The organism is Mesorhizobium sp. WSM4989, assembly GCF_029625795.1.
Lineage (GTDB): Bacteria > Pseudomonadota > Alphaproteobacteria > Rhizobiales > Rhizobiaceae > Mesorhizobium.
Map to the genome: position 1 here is coordinate 2327309 of NZ_JARTVN010000001.1, position 14891 is coordinate 2342199.

Genomic DNA, 14891 nt, shown 5'->3' on the forward strand with positions numbered 1-14891 from the left:
GAATTGCTCAAATCCAACCACGTATCAGGAGCAAACATGTCGGGAACTCTCGTGCTCGTGCGCCACGGCCAGAGCGAATGGAACCTGAAGAACCTGTTCACCGGCTGGCGCGATGTCGACCTCACCGACCAGGGCAATGCGGAGGCGCTTGCCGCCGGCGAGAAGCTCAAGGCGCGCGGGCTGAAATTCGACATCGCTTACACCTCGGCGCTGAAGCGGGCGCAGAAGACCTGCCAGCACATTCTCAACGTGGTCGGCCAAAGCAAGCTCGAGACCGTCCGCGACCAGGCGCTCAACGAACGCGACTATGGCGATCTCTCCGGCCTCAACAAGGATGACGCGCGCAAGAAGTGGGGCGAGGAGCAGGTGCACGTCTGGCGCCGCTCCTACGACGTATCGCCTCCCGGCGGCGAAAGCCTGAAGGACACCGGCGCGCGTGTCTGGCCCTATTACCTGCACGACGTGCAGCCGCATGTGCTGCGCGGCGAGACGGTGCTGGTCGCCGCCCACGGCAATTCGCTGCGGGCGCTGATCATGGCGCTGGACGGCAAGTCGGGCGAAGAGATCGTCAAGCTGGAGCTCGGCACCGGCGTGCCGGTGATCTACAAGCTCAACGCCGATTCCACCGTGGCAAAGAAGGAAGTGCTGGAGGGGTGAGGGGTTCCATTGTTCCGGCCCTGCTCGGAACGGGTGGCCGTCTCGGGACAACCGCTTCAGCTCGGAATTCCGTCTCGCCGTTAACTGACCAGCGTCGGCGCCGCCCCTCACCTGCCTGCCGGCATCCTCTCCCCGTATAGTGACGGGGAGAGGAAAGCTCCGGCCGCCGATTTCGCCAATCGCCAGCGTCTCAAGAGGACGCCAACGCCGCGGCCAGCCCTTCTCCCCGTCCTATACGGGGAGAAGTGCCCGGCAGAGCGATGAGGGGCGGGGCCGACGCCGACAATTGCCGTCCGTGCCTGAAATCAACCCCAGCTGCCCTCTGGTCAGTCTTGAGCTCCTCGAAAAAACCGCGTTGACACGCTTCGTTTGCCCGCTTACATGAGCGCCCACCAGCCCAGATGGCGGAATTGGTAGACGCGCACGGTTCAGGTCCGTGTTCCGCAAGGAGTGGAGGTTCGAGTCCTCTTCTGGGCACCAAATTCCCGTTTCAGACGATCTGACGCGATGAGCAAAAAGCCCGGATTTTCCGGGCTTTTTTGTGCCTGCAACTCGTCTCGGGTTAAACCGTTCCTATCTTGTCTGTTAAGCCGAGGTTCCGTGATGCCCGCGCCGTTCAAGGAGTGGAAGGTTCTGCCGCATGGCAGGCTCTCTCCTGTCGACGACGATATTCTGACGGTGACCGGCGACATACCGATGCCGGTCGGCAACCTGAAACGGCGCATGACCGTGGTGCGATTGCGCGACGGACGGCTCGTCATCTTCAGCGCCATCGCGCTCGATGACGAACAGATGCGCGCGATCGAGGCCTTCGGGGAGCCGGCCTTCCTGATCGTCCCTAACGACCATCACCGGCTCGATGCAAAGCCATGGAAAGATCGCTATCCCACCCTGCAGGTGATTGCACCGGCGGGCGCGCGCAACAGCGTCGAGAAGGTGGTGCATGTCGATGCGGCACGCGGCGACTTTGGCGATCCCGACGTCAAGCTCGTCACCGTCCCCGGAACCCGTGATCGCGAAGCGGCGCTGCAAATCGTCGGACCGAACGGCACGACGCTCGTTCTCAATGATATCGTCGGCAACATCCGCGGCGCATCCGGTTTTGCCGGCTGGGCATTGCGCATGATGGGATTTGCCGGTGATGAGCCGCGTATACCCTGGCCGGTCAAGCTGACGATGGTCGGCGACAAGGCGGCACTCGCAGCGCAATTGAGACGATGGGCTGACCTGCCGGCGCTCAAGCGCATCCTCGTCTCGCATGGCTCCGTCATTGCCGATGATCCGCAGGGGGCGCTGCGCAAGCTGGCGAGGTCGCTCGGATAGCTGACAGCGTAGCGGCCACCTGCCCTTCCGGCCGGTCCCTGAACAAACCGCTTCAAACCCGCTGCCGCGGACGCTACGGTCGGGTCATGGCCCCCTCCGTCAGCCCGACCATCGCCGCCCGCCGCGACCAGATGTTCCCCGTGCTCGCCAATGCGGACATCGAGCGCATGCGCCGCTTCGGCGTGCCAAGAGCCTACGGCGCCGGCGAGCATATCGTGACGGCCGGCACGGTCTCGCCCGGACTGGTCGTCATCCTGTCGGGCAAGGTCGACATCACGCAGGCCAGCGGTCTTGGCCCGCGCGAGGCGATCATCACCTATGGTCCGGGCAATTTCATCGGCGAGCTGGCGCAGCTTTCGAGCCGGCCGTCGCTGGTCAATGCCGAGGCGACCGAGCCGGTCGAAGCCATCGTCGTCCCCTCGCAGCGGCTGCGCGATCTGATGGTGCAGGAGGCGAATCTCGGCGAGCGCGTCATGCGCGCGCTGATCCTGCGCCGTGTCGGCCTGCTCGAGAGCGGCACCAGCGGGCCGATCGTCATCGGCCGTCCCAGCAATGGCGATGTGCTGCGGCTGCAGGGTTTCCTCACCCGCAGCGGCCTGCCGCACCGCGCGCTCGATTCCGACACCGATCCCTGCGCCAAGACGCTGATCGAGCGTTTTCATGTCGATCCGCACCATCTGCCGATCGTGCTCTGTCCCAACGGCAAGCTGCTGCACAATCCCGGCGAAAGCGATCTCGCCCGCTGCGTCGGGCTGCTGCGGCCGCTCGACGCCGGCAAGATCTACGACGTTGCCATCGTCGGCGCCGGGCCGGCGGGATTGGCGGCCGCGGTCTATGCGGCCTCCGAGGGGCTGTCGACCATCGTGCTCGACTGCCGCGCCTTCGGCGGGCAGGCGGGGGCATCCTCGCGCATCGAGAACTATCTCGGCTTTCCGACCGGCATTACGGGCATGGCGCTGATGGCGCGCGCCTACAACCAGGCGCAGAAGTTCGGGGTCGAGATGGTGATCCCCGATGAAGCCAAATTGCTCGGCGCCGCCGACAACATGGCCGGCTACCGGCTGGACGTTGGCGACGGCGAGACCCTGCGCGCGCGCACCGTGGTGATCGCCAGCGGCGCGCGCTACCGTCGCCTCGACATCGGCAATATCGCGCAGTTCGAGGGCACGTCCGTGCATTACTGGGCCTCGCCGATCGAAGCACGGCTCTGCCGGGACCAGGAAGTGGCGCTGGTCGGCGCCGGCAACTCGGCCGGCCAGGCGGCCGTCTTTCTCGCCAGCCAGGTGCGCAAGGTGACGCTGTTGGCGCGGCGCGACAGCCTTGACGCCACCATGTCGCGCTATCTGGTCGAGCGGATCGTGGCGCAGCCGAACATCGAGGTGCTGACGGAAACCGAGGTCGAGGCGCTCGACGGCCATGACGGCAACCTCGACCAGCTGTGCTGGCGCAACCGGGTCACCGGCGTGGCGACGACGCGGACCATCCACCACCTCTTCCTGTTCATCGGCGCCGACCCGAACACCGACTGGCTGGCGCGCTGCGACGTGGCGCTCGACGCTAAGGGCTTCGTGCGCACCGGACCGGATGTGGCGCCGGGACACGGCCCGATGGAGACGAGCCGCAGCGGCGTGTTCGCCATCGGCGATGTGCGCTGCGGCTCGACCAAGCGTGTCGCGGCCGCCGTCGGCGAAGGCGCTCAGGTGGTGGCGGCGCTGCATGCCTATCTTGCGCGCGACGGCGGGCGTGCTGCTCAGCCCGAAAGGAGACCCTGATGGACGAATGCAGGCATACGGACGACATAAAGGATGTGGTGCCGAGCGCCCTCGGCTGCGAGGAATGCCTGAAGAGCGGCTCCTGGTGGGTGCATCTCAGACTCTGCCGCACCTGCGGCCATGTCGGCTGCTGCGACGACTCGCCCAACCGCCACGCCACCAAGCATTTCCACGCCACTCAGCATCCGGTCATCGAAGGCTACGATCCGCCCGAAGGCTGGGGCTGGTGCTATGTCGACGAGGTGTTCATCGACCTCGGCGACCGCACGACGGCGCAGAACGGCCCGATCCCGCGCTTTGTCTAGCGTGCACGGAATACCGCGAGCCTCTTGCCGGGTCGCCTACTTCACCGAGCTGGTGACGGTCCGGTCGATGACGACGTGATAGCGGTCGTTGCCGGCAAGCGCGCCGATGATCAGCAGGCTGACGATGATCGGGACGAACAGGATCGCCACACGCGCCTGCACGTAGAAGATGGCGCGCCATTCATTGCGCTTTTCGGGGCTGTCGTTCATCGCGCTCACTCTGTCCTGCCTCCCGAAGCGGGACATAGTAGCGAAGCGTTAAGCAACCTTTTCCGCAAACGTTAACCGGCGGATTTCGAACAGGCCAACCGTCAATCGGATCAGGCAATCGGCAACGCGAACAGCCGGCCGCCGGAAGGCACGAGGTCGTCGATGCCGGCGAGCCGCAGGCAGTGCCAGGCCATGGCGTGGTTGGACGAGGTGACGGGAATGCCGATGCGCTGCTCCAGTTCCGCCACCGCCTCGGCGACGCGCAGGCTGGTGCAGGAGATGAAGATCGCGTCCACGCCGGGCGCCGCCGCCATGCGCTCGGCCGCGGCCTCGATCGAGGCGAGCGAGATGCGGGCCGCCTCGCGGTCGTCGCGCCGGTCGAAAGTGGCGACGGCGGCAATGTCGAGGCCGCGTCCGGTGAAATAGGTGACGAGGCCCTGGTTGATCTCGGGGGCATAAGGCGTCAGCAGGCCGATGCCCTTGGCGCCGAGCGCCTTGAAGGCGGCAAGCGCGCCCGTCACCGGCGTGGTGCAGGCGACGCCCGGCCGCGCCTTCCTGATCTCGGCGAAGACGGCTTCCTCGCCGAGCGTCATGGTGGCCGAGGTGCAGCCGAAGCCGACGACGTCGAGCGGGATGCTGGGCAGGATGAGGTCGACGGTGGGCGCGATGCGCGGGCCGATGGCGCGCAGCGTGTCGGGGGTGATGTCGTTGTCGTTGAACAGGCGGGCCTCGTAGAAGGCGACGCCCGGAATGCGCACCAACGCGCGGAACTCATGCTCCAGCGTCTGGTCGGTGGCGAGGATCGCAAGCCCGATCGCCGCGCGCGAGGCAAGGCCGCCGTCGAGTTCGGACGGAAGCACGCCCAGATCGACGGGCTTGGGATCGACCGGCCTCGAAGATTGAGGGCGGGTAGCAGCCGCGCTGATAGACATGGCATTCCCTTTCTTGGCCGATCCCCGGGATCATGCTCTCAATTCAAAAGACCGTCCATCGAGATGGCCGGTTTGCGGCCGGCGATCAGGTCAGCGGTGATGCGCGCCGAGCCATGCGACATGGTCCAGCCGATATGGCCGTGCCCGGTGTTGAGATAGAGGTTGCCGAGGCGGCGGCGCCCGAACTCGGGCAGATTGTTCGGCGTCATCGGCCTCAAGCCCGCCCACATCTCGGCGCGGTCATAGTCGGCGCCCTCGGGATAAAGCTCCTGCGTCACGCCCTTCATGAAGGCGAAATCGGCCGGCTTGTGGCTGGTGTCGTAGCCGGCGAATTCCGCCGTCGCGGTGACGCGCAGCCGGTCGCCGAAGCGCGACACGGCGACCAGATTGTGCTCGTCTATCGCCGCGATGGTCGGCGGCCGAGGCTGGTTGCCGATCGGAATGGTCAGCGAATAACCCTTGATCGGGTAGATCGGCAGGTTGATCCCGACCGTCTTCGCGATCAGCGGGCTGTAGGAGCCTAGCGCCAGCACATAGGCGTCGCCCTTGACGCTGCCCTTGTCGGTCAGCACCTGTGCGACGCGGTCGCCCGAGGTCTCGATGCCGGTGATGGTCGTGCCGGTACGGATCTCGCCGCCGCGCTCGGCGACCTTCGCGGCAAGCGCCCGGGTGAACTTCGCCGGGTCGCCGGTTTCGTCGGTCGGGCAATGGATGCCGCCGGCGATCTTTTCCCGCGCGGAAGCCAGCGACGGGTCGAGCGCGACGATGGCGTCGCGGTCAAGCACCTTGATCAGCTGGCCGTCTGATTCCAGCAGCCGCATGTGCTCGACGCCTTTATCGAGCGCCTGCTGGCTGCGATAGAAATAGAGAATGCCGCGACCGTTGCGGTCGTAGTCGATCTGCTCGTCGGCAATCACCTCGTGCAGCACGCTCTGCGAATAGACGGCAAGCCGATGCTTGAGCAGCGTGTTGCGCCTGGCCTTCTCGGCCGTGCATTCCATCAGGAACAGCCATGACCAGCTGTAAAGCCTCGGATCGGCCGACAGCTTGAAGCGCAGCGCCTGGTCCTTCAGCACCAGCGATTTCAACAGGATTAATGGCGCCCTGGGCGACGACCAGACGAAGGAATGTCCCGGCGCGATCATGCCGGCATTGCCCCAGCTGGTCTCGGCGGCGACTTGGCTCTGGCGCTCGAGGACGACCACCTCGTGCCCGTCCTTCTGCAGCTGATAGGCGGTGGTGACGCCGACAACGCCGCCACCCAACACGATCACGCGCATCACGCCTCCGGAGATCGCAAAGTGGTGGCAGTTTAGAGGGGATTCCGGATTTGCAAAGCTGGGAGTGTTGGGCCACTGCCCGACCCTCTTGCTACTAGGTCATACACCTGCCCGGCTTCTGTCGCTAATGGCGGTTCGACTAGGTAACGGCTTACCTTGGTAGACCATTGCCGCAGCAAATACGGCATCCACTATTGCTCACTGTCAACTGCCACGGCTAGAGTTGCGATATGACCATCTATGATGGCCACAACCCGCTTGGACTTTCGTCACGTTTGGGGGGCACCTTTGAAAGCGTTCTTATCTCATAGCAGCAAAGATAAAATCTTTGTTAATTCAGTTGCGACCTCGCTCGGTCTAATGCAGATCGAGCTAGACGAGAAAACGTTTGACTTTACCTTGAATGTCGCTGCGATACACGATGCCTTAAAACGTTGCGACCTATTTGTCTATTTTCTTTCCCGAGATTCTTCTACTTCAGGCTTCGTCAAAGAGGAACTTCGTTCAGCCCTTGAGAATCGCGGAAGCGGATTGATCAAGAGAATCGTCGTTTCTACACTCGACGAAAGCTCCTATCGCGACTTGCCTAATTGGCTGCAACAGCTCAATATCGCGCAGAAAATTTCGTCGCCCAAACTCTGTGCGCGACGAATTCAGGCACTGCTCCTTGAATTGGCTGCTCTTGACGATGCTGGCGTAGGCCTTTTCATAGGGCGCGACGCTGATCAGGCCGACTTAAGAAAAGCTGTTTCGGTACCCCCAAAGGATATTCCCCTCTCTATTCACGCCGTGGGACAATACGGCATCGGTCGGCGAACCTTCATAACCAATAGCCTAAAGTCACTCTTTCCCCGGCTCTTTAACACGTTTATCGAAGTGACAATTTCGCAATATGACGGACCGGAGGAATTTTATCGTCAGCTCTTCATTCTTAATACTATTTCTTCATTTGAGAACACTATAGGCGCGTTCGAGCTGTATGCTCGACTCGATACCCGCGAAAAGGCATCTGCTATCTGCACAATACTGCAAGAGATGGCCGACAACGGCGAGTTTATAATCGTGATCGATGAAGGCGGCGTCTACGATGACGATGGCCAGTTTCAGCCCTTTCTAGCCGAAACGATGAGGCAGCTTAGCGCTCTGGGGCGACCTGCTCTCGGTTTCGTGCAAGCTCGTATGATGCCGGCGAAATGGAAGCTTGTGAACGAGCGCTCCTACCACCGCTATTTAAAGCCCCTGCGTGACGAGGACATGAAGACTATACTCAGTCTGACATTGAACGAATTCTCGATCGAATACACCGAGGCCCAATTGTTACAGTTGATCTCTCATCTGGATGGCCATCCCTACAATATTAGATTTCTGCTACATTACGTTCTGAACTATGGCGTTCAATCTCTTATAGACGACCCACAAGACCTAGTCGAATGGAAGAACCGACGGGCAGCTGACTTTCTTAACAAAATCGTTTTTGATTCTGATGAAGTAAAGATAATGTCCATCCTGTCTGAGTATCACTACCTGGACCCGGAAACTCTCTTGGCTACGGTTGGTGGCTCGTTGGAGCAGATAACCGGAGCTATTCGAAGGCTTCAAGACTTTTGCTGCTTGGAGCGTAGAGAGCATTATCTTTATATACCAGGCCCGCTGCGCGATGGTGTACGCCGAGATGATCGGTTCAAACAGCCTGATAGCTGGAATCAAGATGTTGCACTCAAAATCTGTGAGTTGGTCTCGGAGTATGAAAACGAGGATCACGTCCCGCTGGCAATCATTGGTAGCGCGACGCTGGCTTCAGCTAAGGCAAAGAATCCGCCAGCCTTCCTTGCTCGACTCATATTGCCGTCTCATTTATTGAGAATCGCACGCGAACATTACGACGAAGGTCGAAGAACACTTTGTATGGAATTTTGTCAAAAAGCTTATGCCATGAAGGATCGGCTTCCTGACGATGCGCAGGTGGAGGTTTTGCGGCTTTGGGGGCTTTCGGCCATACGAGCAGGAGACACCACCGTGTATGAGGACGTTCTCGGGAAGCTGAGGGGCTATCACACGAAGGTTGCAAGGCGAATGGTCTTCTTTCTGGAAGGTTTTGCTTTGCGGCTGAAGGGTCAACTGGATCTCGCAGAAGACAAATTCATACAAGCCTGGAAGCTTGCACGCTCCAATCAGAGCATTAATCGGGAACTCGCTAGCCTTTACTGCAAGCAGAGACGATACGCTGAAGCGGAAGCTCATGCTCGGGCTGCGTTCGAGACAGCGCCGACGAATCCTTTCATCATTGATATTTTTGCAGAGACATTACTGGGCAAGGCAGCTGCGGGACTCGCTATTGACCAGCGTGAGTTGGACGAGATTATGAAGCAGCTTGAGGTGTATGGCGATGCACCTGGTTCGTCCTTCTTCCTGGTCAGAGAGGCTCAGTCTCGCTTGCGTAAAAGAGACTACATAAACGCCATCAAAGCTGCCACAAAGGCGATAGACCGAACTCCTCAATTGCTAGCGCCCTACTTCTTGAGAGCAGAAGTTTATTTAGCACAGGCAGACCCTGTCCGAGCGGAGAAGGATCTACAACAAGTTGATCGGATTCTGACCGAAGCCGGTGGTTTCTCCGAGGGAGATGAAGCTCGTGCCCATGAACTAGGGGTTCGGATAATGATCGAGCGCCGACAATTCAATCTTGCCAAAGACAAAATCGATCTAAATGCATTTCTGCCGCGAGCCGTGAAGAACCGCCTCTACAGGCAACTGGCCAAGGCTGTCGCCTTTGAGCCAGATCACGCATCTAAACCTCTGAAAGAATGGGCTCGCAGGTGGCAGGACTAGTGGTCGCCGGAAGATATCATGCAGTAGTTTGCTACAGCCGGCCCTGGATGGCTTGTTAGGTCGGCCCGTGCCGTCTTTTTTACCCCAGCGCCTGTTCCAGATCCGCGATCAGATCATCGCCGTCCTCGATCCCGCACGACAGCCGCACCAGCGAATCGGTGATGCCGATCGCGGCGCGCTTCTCCGCCGGGATCGAGCCGTGCGTCATCAGCGCGGGATGCTCGATCAGGCTTTCGACGCCGCCCAGGCTTTCGGCCAAAGTGAAGAGCTGGGTGCGTTCGAGGAAGCGTTTCGTGCCAGCCAGGTCGCGGTCGAGGTCGACCGAGATCATGCCGCCGAAGGCGTGCATCTGCTGGACGGCGATGGAATGCTGCGGGTGGCTGGCGAGGCCGGGATAGATGACGCGGCGGACATCCTTTCGCGTCTCCAGCCACTGCGCTATCTTCAGGCCGTTGGCCGAATGGCGCTCCATCCTCAGCGCCAGGGTCTTGATGCCGCGCAGCGCGAGAAAGCTGTCGAACGGGCCGGAAATGCCGCCGATGGCGTTCTGCAGGAATTTCAATTGGGCGGCGAGATCCTTGTTGTCGCCGACGACCGCGACGCCGCCGACCATGTCGGAATGGCCGTTGAGGTATTTCGTCACCGAATGGACGACGATGTCGATGCCGAGCTCCAGCGGCCGCTGGATATAGGGGCTGCAGAAGGTGTTGTCGGCAACGGTGAGCAGGCCCTTGCGCCTGGCCAAGGCCGCGACCGCTTCGAGATCGACGACGCGCAGCAGCGGGTTGGTCGGCGTCTCGACCCAGAGCAGTTTCGTTTCGGGCCGGATCGCCGCCTCGACCGCGGCGAGGTCGGTGAAGTCGGCAAAGCTCACCTCAAGGCCGGCGGAGCGCTTGCGCACGCGCTCCATCAAGCGGAACGAACCGCCATAGATGTCGTCGGTGGCGACGATATGGGCGCCGGCGTCGAGCAGTTCCAGCACCGTGCCGATCGCCGCCAGGCCGGAGGCGAAGGCGAAGGCGGCCGATCCGCTTTCGAGGTCGGCCACGGCGCGCTCGAAGGCGAAGCGCGTCGGGTTCTGGCTGCGGGCATATTCAAAACCCTTGTGCACGCCGGGCGACTGCTGGCCGTAGGTGGAGGTGGCGTAGATCGGCACCATCACCGCGCCGGTGAGCGGGTCGTGGCTCTGGCCGCCATGGATGGCGCGGGTGGAAAAGGCCAGGCGGTTCTTGCCCAATGCTGGTTTTGGCGAAGTCATTTTGCGCGGCGCCTCAAATGGTTGATCAGGTCGATACGGGTTATCAGGCCGACGAATTCCTCGCCATCGAAGACGATGGCGACCTCATTGCGGTCAAAGACAGGCAGGAGCGCGTCGAGCGTCTGGCTGGCCTGCAGCGTGTGCAGGTTCGAGGTCATGGCCGAGCGAACCGGACCGTTGAAGCGGTCCCAGCGGCCGTCATAGGGGCCGTCGACCTTGGCCAGGATGTCGCTCTCGTCGACGATGCCGATCAGCTTGCCATCGTCCAGCACCGGCAGCTGCGAAACGTCGGAGCGGCGCATGCGGCCATAGGCATTGAGCAGGCTCTCGTCCGGGCCGACGGTGACGATGTCGCCGGTGCGCGGCGAGCGCATGACGAGGTCGCGCAGATCGCCATGCTGCTCCTGGTCGGCAAGGCCCTGCTCGGCCAGCCAGATGTCGTCGAACACCTTCGACAGGTATTTGTTGCCGCTGTCGCAGACCAGGGTGAGGACGCGCTTGGGCACCGTCTGCTCGCGGCAATAGCGCAGCGCCGCCGACAACAGCGTGCCCGAGGACGAGCCGGCGAGGATACCTTCCTTGGACAAGAGATCGCGCACCGCCAGCATGCTCTGCTTGTCGGTGATGGAATAGGCCTTCTTCACCAGCGAGAGATCGGCATTGGGCGGCACGAAATCCTCGCCGATGCCTTCGACCGTCCAGCTGCCGGCCTCCTCCATCTTGCCGGTCTTGATGAGCGGCGCCAGCACCGAGCCGACCGGATCGGCAAGCACCATCTCGGTCTTGGGCGAATGCTTTGCGAAAAAGCGGCCGAGGCCGGTGAGCGTGCCGCCGGAGCCGACGCCGACCACCACCGCGTCGACATCGCCCTCGAGCTGCGAGAAGATTTCCGGGCCGGTCGTCGTCTCATGCGCCAGCGGGTTGGCGGGGTTGGCGAACTGGTTGGCATAGAAGGCGCCGGGCAATTCGGCGGCGATCTTCTCGGCCATGTCCTGGTAATATTCGGGATGGCCCTTGCCGACATCGGAGCGGGTCATGCGCACTTCGGCGCCCAAGGCGCGCAGATGCTGGATCTTCTCGCGCGACATCTTGTCGGGCACGACCAGGATGATGCGGTAGCCTTTCGGGATGCCGACCTGGGCGAGGCCGAGACCGGTGTTGCCGGCGGTGGCCTCGACGATCGTGCCGCCGCGCTTCAGCCTGCCATCCTTCTCGGCGGCCGCGATCATCGACAGCGCGATGCGGTCCTTGATCGAGCCACCGGGGTTCTGGCTCTCGAGCTTGATGAACAGCCGGCACTTGCCGGTATCGAATTTGGTGAGCTCGACCACCGGTGTCTGGCCGATCAGGTCGAGCACGGAGGCGTAAGGCGGACGCAACCGCGACAAAGCGCTTTCCGCGCCGTCCGGCGCCGCTTTCCTGTGCACGCTCATCTCGGACCCTCCATGGAAAGCAGTTCCGACGGGATCGGCCGTCACCAGTCTGCGCATGATGCCGCCGAACGCCATGCCGGGTTCGCAGATCACACGCTGTTGTCTTTTCCAGCCCTTTTCATCCGGAAAGAAGATAGATCGTGCCATTCCGGCGACGAGTGGCGGAATGGAATTTCACGGGCGGCGCAGCACACCGCCTCTAAATGTTGAAAGCCGGCGGGACAGCGCCCCCTCTGTCCTGCCGGACATCTCCGCCACAAGGGGGAGATTGGAGCTCGACCCTTGGCGCCCTTGCTTGCAAATGTTGGCGATTGGCGAAAGCCGACGCGACATCTGATCTCCCCACCTGTGGGGGAGATGGCCGGCAGGCCAGAGGGGGGCGCCGTAGAGCGCCGACCTCAGCAGAAATTTCACCCCAGCAACTGCTTGCTGAGCTTCGCGCGTTGCGCGCGGATGTCGGGATGGCGTCGATCTCGAAGAGGTGCCCGGCGTCAGCGGTCCGACGGCGGGAGTCTGCGCGCGTCGCTTCGACCGTCCAACCGGACGCGCGGCGCCATCTTGCCGGTCGGATCAAACGCGCGGGTGGTTTGCCCAACGGAGGCCGATCAGCGCCAGTAAATTCCTGATCAGTCGCATCGGCGAGATCCCCGCGCAAAGTCGATCCTTCACCGGAACGCGCGCGCAGTAAAGGAGCGGAAGGAAGCGAAGCAATCGCTTCCGCTTTTACTTGCGCCCCGAGGGCCGTTCCTACTCGCGACTTCCTGCGAAACCGGGTCGGTCTCCATGAAGAATACGCTGGCGCTCGCGGGAGATGTCATGACAAACTGTTTCGCGGCGACTCCAAACGTGTGCCTTTGCCATGGAACCGCCAGACGCTTGCCGCATTTCATGCCTCATTCGGCACTTACGGCGGGTTGTCTATAACGGAGCCCACCCCTAAAAGATGAATAAAACCAACCGCACCGCGCTTGTCGCGGCAACGATCGCGGCTGGCCTGATGGCTGGCGCCTCTTCCGCCTCTTCAGCCGCCGCACAATGCGGCCGCGCTTCCTGGTACGCGCTGCATTCCAGAACCGCCTCCGGCGAGCGCATGAACCCCGCCGCGCTGACTGCAGCGCACCGCAGCTTGCCGTTCGGCACCAAGCTCAGGGTCACCAACAAGAACAACGGCCGCAGCGTCGTCGTGCGCATCAACGATCGCGGCCCGTTCGTCCGGGGCCGCGTGCTCGACCTCTCCCGCGGCGCCGCCACCCAGCTCGGCTTCATCGGCTCGGGCCACACCGCGGTCTGCATGGCGCGCGTTTAAGATGTCGATGTCCGGCAAGAGGGAGCCGGACATATTTCCTACACATTGCGGCAGCGCACAGTGAGCCGGCTCCGCCATACGTGGCGAGTTTTCAACAGTTTGGACCAAAGCAGCATTCGTCACGGCAATTGACGTATTGCATCGCAACAATATCTTGTTAACCTCACTGCGAGACATTCAAGGCTCGGCGCTGCTCGTCGGCCCTTTGGTCGTCAGGCAGCAGCGGGGTTCTTGATGTTCTACCAGCTCTACGAACTGAACCATGCGGCGCTGCAGCCCGCCCGCCTTTACGCAGATGCGGTGCGGTTCTTCTATTCCAACCCGCTCAATCCGGTTTCGCATACGGCGCTCGGACGCTCGGTCGCGGCAGCCGCGGAACTCTTCGAGCGCACGACGCGCCGCTACGGCAAGCCTGAATTCGGCCTGACCAAGGCGGTGGTCGACTGGAAGAGCGTCGACGTCGCCGAACGAACCGTGTGGTCGAAGCCGTTCTGCAACCTCGTCCGCTTCGAGCGCCAGCTTCCCGCGGGCCGCAAGCCCGATCCGAAGCTACTGATCGTGGCGCCGATGTCCGGCCATTATGCGACGCTGCTGCGCGGCACGGTCGAGGCGATGCTTCCTCACGCCGACGTGCACATCACCGACTGGGTCGACGCCCGCATGGTCCCGCTGTCGCAGGGCAGCTTCGATCTCGACGACTATATCGACTATGTCATCGAGATGTTCCACGCGCTGGGTCCCGATACCCATGTGATGGCAGTCTGCCAGCCCTCGGTGCCGGTGCTGGCGGCGGTGGCGCTGATGGAAAAGCGCGGCGACCCCTTCGTGCCGTCGACCATGACGCTGATGGGCGGGCCGATCGACACCCGCCGCAATCCGACCGCGGTCAATCTGCTCGCCGGGGAAAAGGGCACCGACTGGTTCCGCGAGAACGTCATCATGCAGGCGCCCTGGCCGGTGCCCGGCTTCGGCCGCGATGTCTATCCCGGTTTCCTGCAGCTTTCGGGCTTCATGAGCATGAATCTCGATCGCCACATCATCGCCCACAAGGACTTCTTCATGCACCTTGTGAAAAACGACGGCGACAGCGCCGAGAAGCACCGTGACTTCTATGACGAATATCTGGCGGTGATGGACCTGACGGCGGAGTTCTACCTGCAGACGGTCGATACGGTGTTCGTCCGCCACGCCTTGCCGAAGGGCGAGATGACGCATCGCGGCGAGGCCGTCGATCCCCAGGCGATCCGCAATGTCGCGCTGTTCACCGTCGAGGGCGAGAACGACGACATTTCCGGGCTCGGCCAGACCCAGGCCGCGCATGAGCTTTGCGTGAACATTCCGGCCGACCGCCAAGCCCACTACATGCAGCCGGCCGTCGGCCATTACGGCGTCTTCAACGGCTCGCGGTTCCGATCGGAGATCGTGCCGCGCATTCTGGACTTCATCTCCAGCTACGGCCGCCAGACCCGCCTGGCGGCGAAGCCGAAGCTGGTCCGTTCCGCCAAGAGCTGAGCGGGAAGCGGACGCAACTCGGCGCCGCTCAAAGCGCGTGACCTTTCCGTGCAACCAATGTTCAGGGCTGACCG

Annotated in this window: 12 protein-coding genes and 1 tRNA gene; 8 read left to right on the forward strand and 5 right to left on the reverse strand. The window is 62.3% G+C overall.

Annotated elements, in window-relative coordinates:
- Window positions 1-36 precede the first annotated feature (36 nt).
- The 5 genes from P9217_RS11230 to P9217_RS11250 all read left to right on the forward strand — a co-directional run bounded on the left by P9217_RS11230 (window position 37) and on the right by P9217_RS11250 (window position 4057).
- Window positions 37-657, forward strand: a complete 621-nt coding sequence (locus tag P9217_RS11230; RefSeq protein WP_278086009.1) for a 2,3-bisphosphoglycerate-dependent phosphoglycerate mutase — start codon at window positions 37-39, stop codon at window positions 655-657.
- A gap of 395 nt (window positions 658-1052) precedes the next feature.
- Window positions 1053-1137, forward strand: a tRNA-Leu gene (locus P9217_RS11235).
- Window positions 1138-1260: 123 nt separating this feature from the next.
- Window positions 1261-1980 carry a hypothetical protein gene (locus tag P9217_RS11240; protein ID WP_278086008.1) on the forward strand — a complete coding sequence of 240 codons (720 nt, stop codon included), beginning with the start codon at window positions 1261-1263 and terminating at the stop codon, window positions 1978-1980.
- Between the two features lie 86 nt (window positions 1981-2066).
- On the forward strand, window positions 2067-3752 hold the full coding sequence (locus tag P9217_RS11245; RefSeq protein WP_278086007.1) for a cyclic nucleotide-binding domain-containing thioredoxin-disulfide reductase: 1686 nt from the start codon (window positions 2067-2069) through the stop codon (window positions 3750-3752).
- Window positions 3752-4057 (forward strand): UBP-type zinc finger domain-containing protein, encoded by a 306-nt coding sequence (locus P9217_RS11250; protein ID WP_067003235.1) that lies wholly within the window; start codon window positions 3752-3754, stop codon window positions 4055-4057. The genes P9217_RS11245 and P9217_RS11250 overlap by 1 nt, the downstream gene beginning before the upstream one ends.
- Window positions 4058-4093: 36 nt before the next feature.
- Here the strand turns inward: P9217_RS11250 and P9217_RS11255 are convergent, their stop codons facing one another.
- The 3 genes from P9217_RS11255 to P9217_RS11265 form a co-directional block, all read right to left on the reverse strand.
- Entirely contained in the window at window positions 4094-4276 is a 183-nt protein-coding gene (locus P9217_RS11255) for a hypothetical protein (protein ID WP_278086975.1), read from the reverse strand.
- A 101-nt stretch (window positions 4277-4377) separates the two neighbouring features.
- The gene (locus P9217_RS11260; RefSeq protein ID WP_278086006.1) at window positions 4378-5199 is read right to left on the reverse strand and encodes an aspartate/glutamate racemase family protein; all 822 of its coding nucleotides are present in this window, start codon (window positions 5197-5199) and stop codon (window positions 4378-4380) included.
- Between the two features lie 38 nt (window positions 5200-5237).
- Window positions 5238-6479: a D-amino acid dehydrogenase gene (locus tag P9217_RS11265; RefSeq protein ID WP_278086005.1), complete on the reverse strand. Its 1242-nt coding sequence runs from the start codon at window positions 6477-6479 to the stop codon at window positions 5238-5240.
- A 243-nt stretch (window positions 6480-6722) separates the two neighbouring features.
- Here P9217_RS11265 and P9217_RS11270 point away from each other — a divergent pair, with 243 nt between their 5' ends.
- Complete coding sequence (locus P9217_RS11270; protein ID WP_278088281.1) at window positions 6723-9308, forward strand: TIR domain-containing protein; 2586 nt, start codon at window positions 6723-6725, stop codon at window positions 9306-9308.
- A 79-nt stretch (window positions 9309-9387) separates the two neighbouring features.
- Here P9217_RS11270 and P9217_RS11275 read toward each other — a convergent pair whose 3' ends face one another.
- Both P9217_RS11275 and P9217_RS11280 read right to left on the reverse strand, forming a co-directional pair.
- The gene (locus P9217_RS11275; RefSeq protein ID WP_278086003.1) at window positions 9388-10566 is read right to left on the reverse strand and encodes a PLP-dependent aspartate aminotransferase family protein; all 1179 of its coding nucleotides are present in this window, start codon (window positions 10564-10566) and stop codon (window positions 9388-9390) included.
- On the reverse strand, window positions 10563-11999 hold the full coding sequence (locus P9217_RS11280) for a pyridoxal-phosphate dependent enzyme (RefSeq protein WP_278086002.1): 1437 nt from the start codon (window positions 11997-11999) through the stop codon (window positions 10563-10565). Before P9217_RS11280 ends, P9217_RS11275 begins: the two co-directional genes overlap by 4 nt.
- Window positions 12000-12942: 943 nt before the next feature.
- Here P9217_RS11280 and P9217_RS11285 point away from each other — a divergent pair.
- Both P9217_RS11285 and P9217_RS11290 read left to right on the forward strand, forming a co-directional pair.
- Entirely contained in the window at window positions 12943-13305 is a 363-nt protein-coding gene (locus P9217_RS11285) for a septal ring lytic transglycosylase RlpA family protein (RefSeq protein ID WP_066991454.1), read from the forward strand.
- A gap of 234 nt (window positions 13306-13539) precedes the next feature.
- Window positions 13540-14817, forward strand: a complete 1278-nt coding sequence (locus P9217_RS11290) for a polyhydroxyalkanoate depolymerase (protein WP_066991457.1) — start codon at window positions 13540-13542, stop codon at window positions 14815-14817.
- Window positions 14818-14891 lie beyond the last annotated feature (74 nt).

What these genes read in the sequence shown, in the direction of transcription:
- P9217_RS11250 (WP_067003235.1), top strand. Translation starts at nt 3,752, where the DNA reads ATGGACGAATGCAGGCATACGGACGACATAAAGGATGTGGTGCCGAGC.
- P9217_RS11230 (WP_278086009.1), top strand. Translation starts at nt 37, where the DNA reads ATGTCGGGAACTCTCGTGCTCGTGCGCCACGGCCAGAGCGAATGGAAC.
- P9217_RS11260 (WP_278086006.1), bottom strand. Translation starts at nt 5,199, where the DNA reads ATGTCTATCAGCGCGGCTGCTACCCGCCCTCAATCTTCGAGGCCGGTC.
- P9217_RS11280 (WP_278086002.1), bottom strand. Translation starts at nt 11,999, where the DNA reads ATGAGCGTGCACAGGAAAGCGGCGCCGGACGGCGCGGAAAGCGCTTTG.
- P9217_RS11270 (WP_278088281.1), top strand. Translation starts at nt 6,723, where the DNA reads ATGGCCACAACCCGCTTGGACTTTCGTCACGTTTGGGGGGCACCTTTG.
- P9217_RS11285 (WP_066991454.1), top strand. Translation starts at nt 12,943, where the DNA reads ATGAATAAAACCAACCGCACCGCGCTTGTCGCGGCAACGATCGCGGCT.
- P9217_RS11290 (WP_066991457.1), top strand. Translation starts at nt 13,540, where the DNA reads ATGTTCTACCAGCTCTACGAACTGAACCATGCGGCGCTGCAGCCCGCC.
- P9217_RS11275 (WP_278086003.1), bottom strand. Translation starts at nt 10,566, where the DNA reads ATGACTTCGCCAAAACCAGCATTGGGCAAGAACCGCCTGGCCTTTTCC.
- P9217_RS11240 (WP_278086008.1), top strand. Translation starts at nt 1,261, where the DNA reads ATGCCCGCGCCGTTCAAGGAGTGGAAGGTTCTGCCGCATGGCAGGCTC.
- P9217_RS11265 (WP_278086005.1), bottom strand. Translation starts at nt 6,479, where the DNA reads ATGCGCGTGATCGTGTTGGGTGGCGGCGTTGTCGGCGTCACCACCGCC.
- P9217_RS11245 (WP_278086007.1), top strand. Translation starts at nt 2,067, where the DNA reads ATGGCCCCCTCCGTCAGCCCGACCATCGCCGCCCGCCGCGACCAGATG.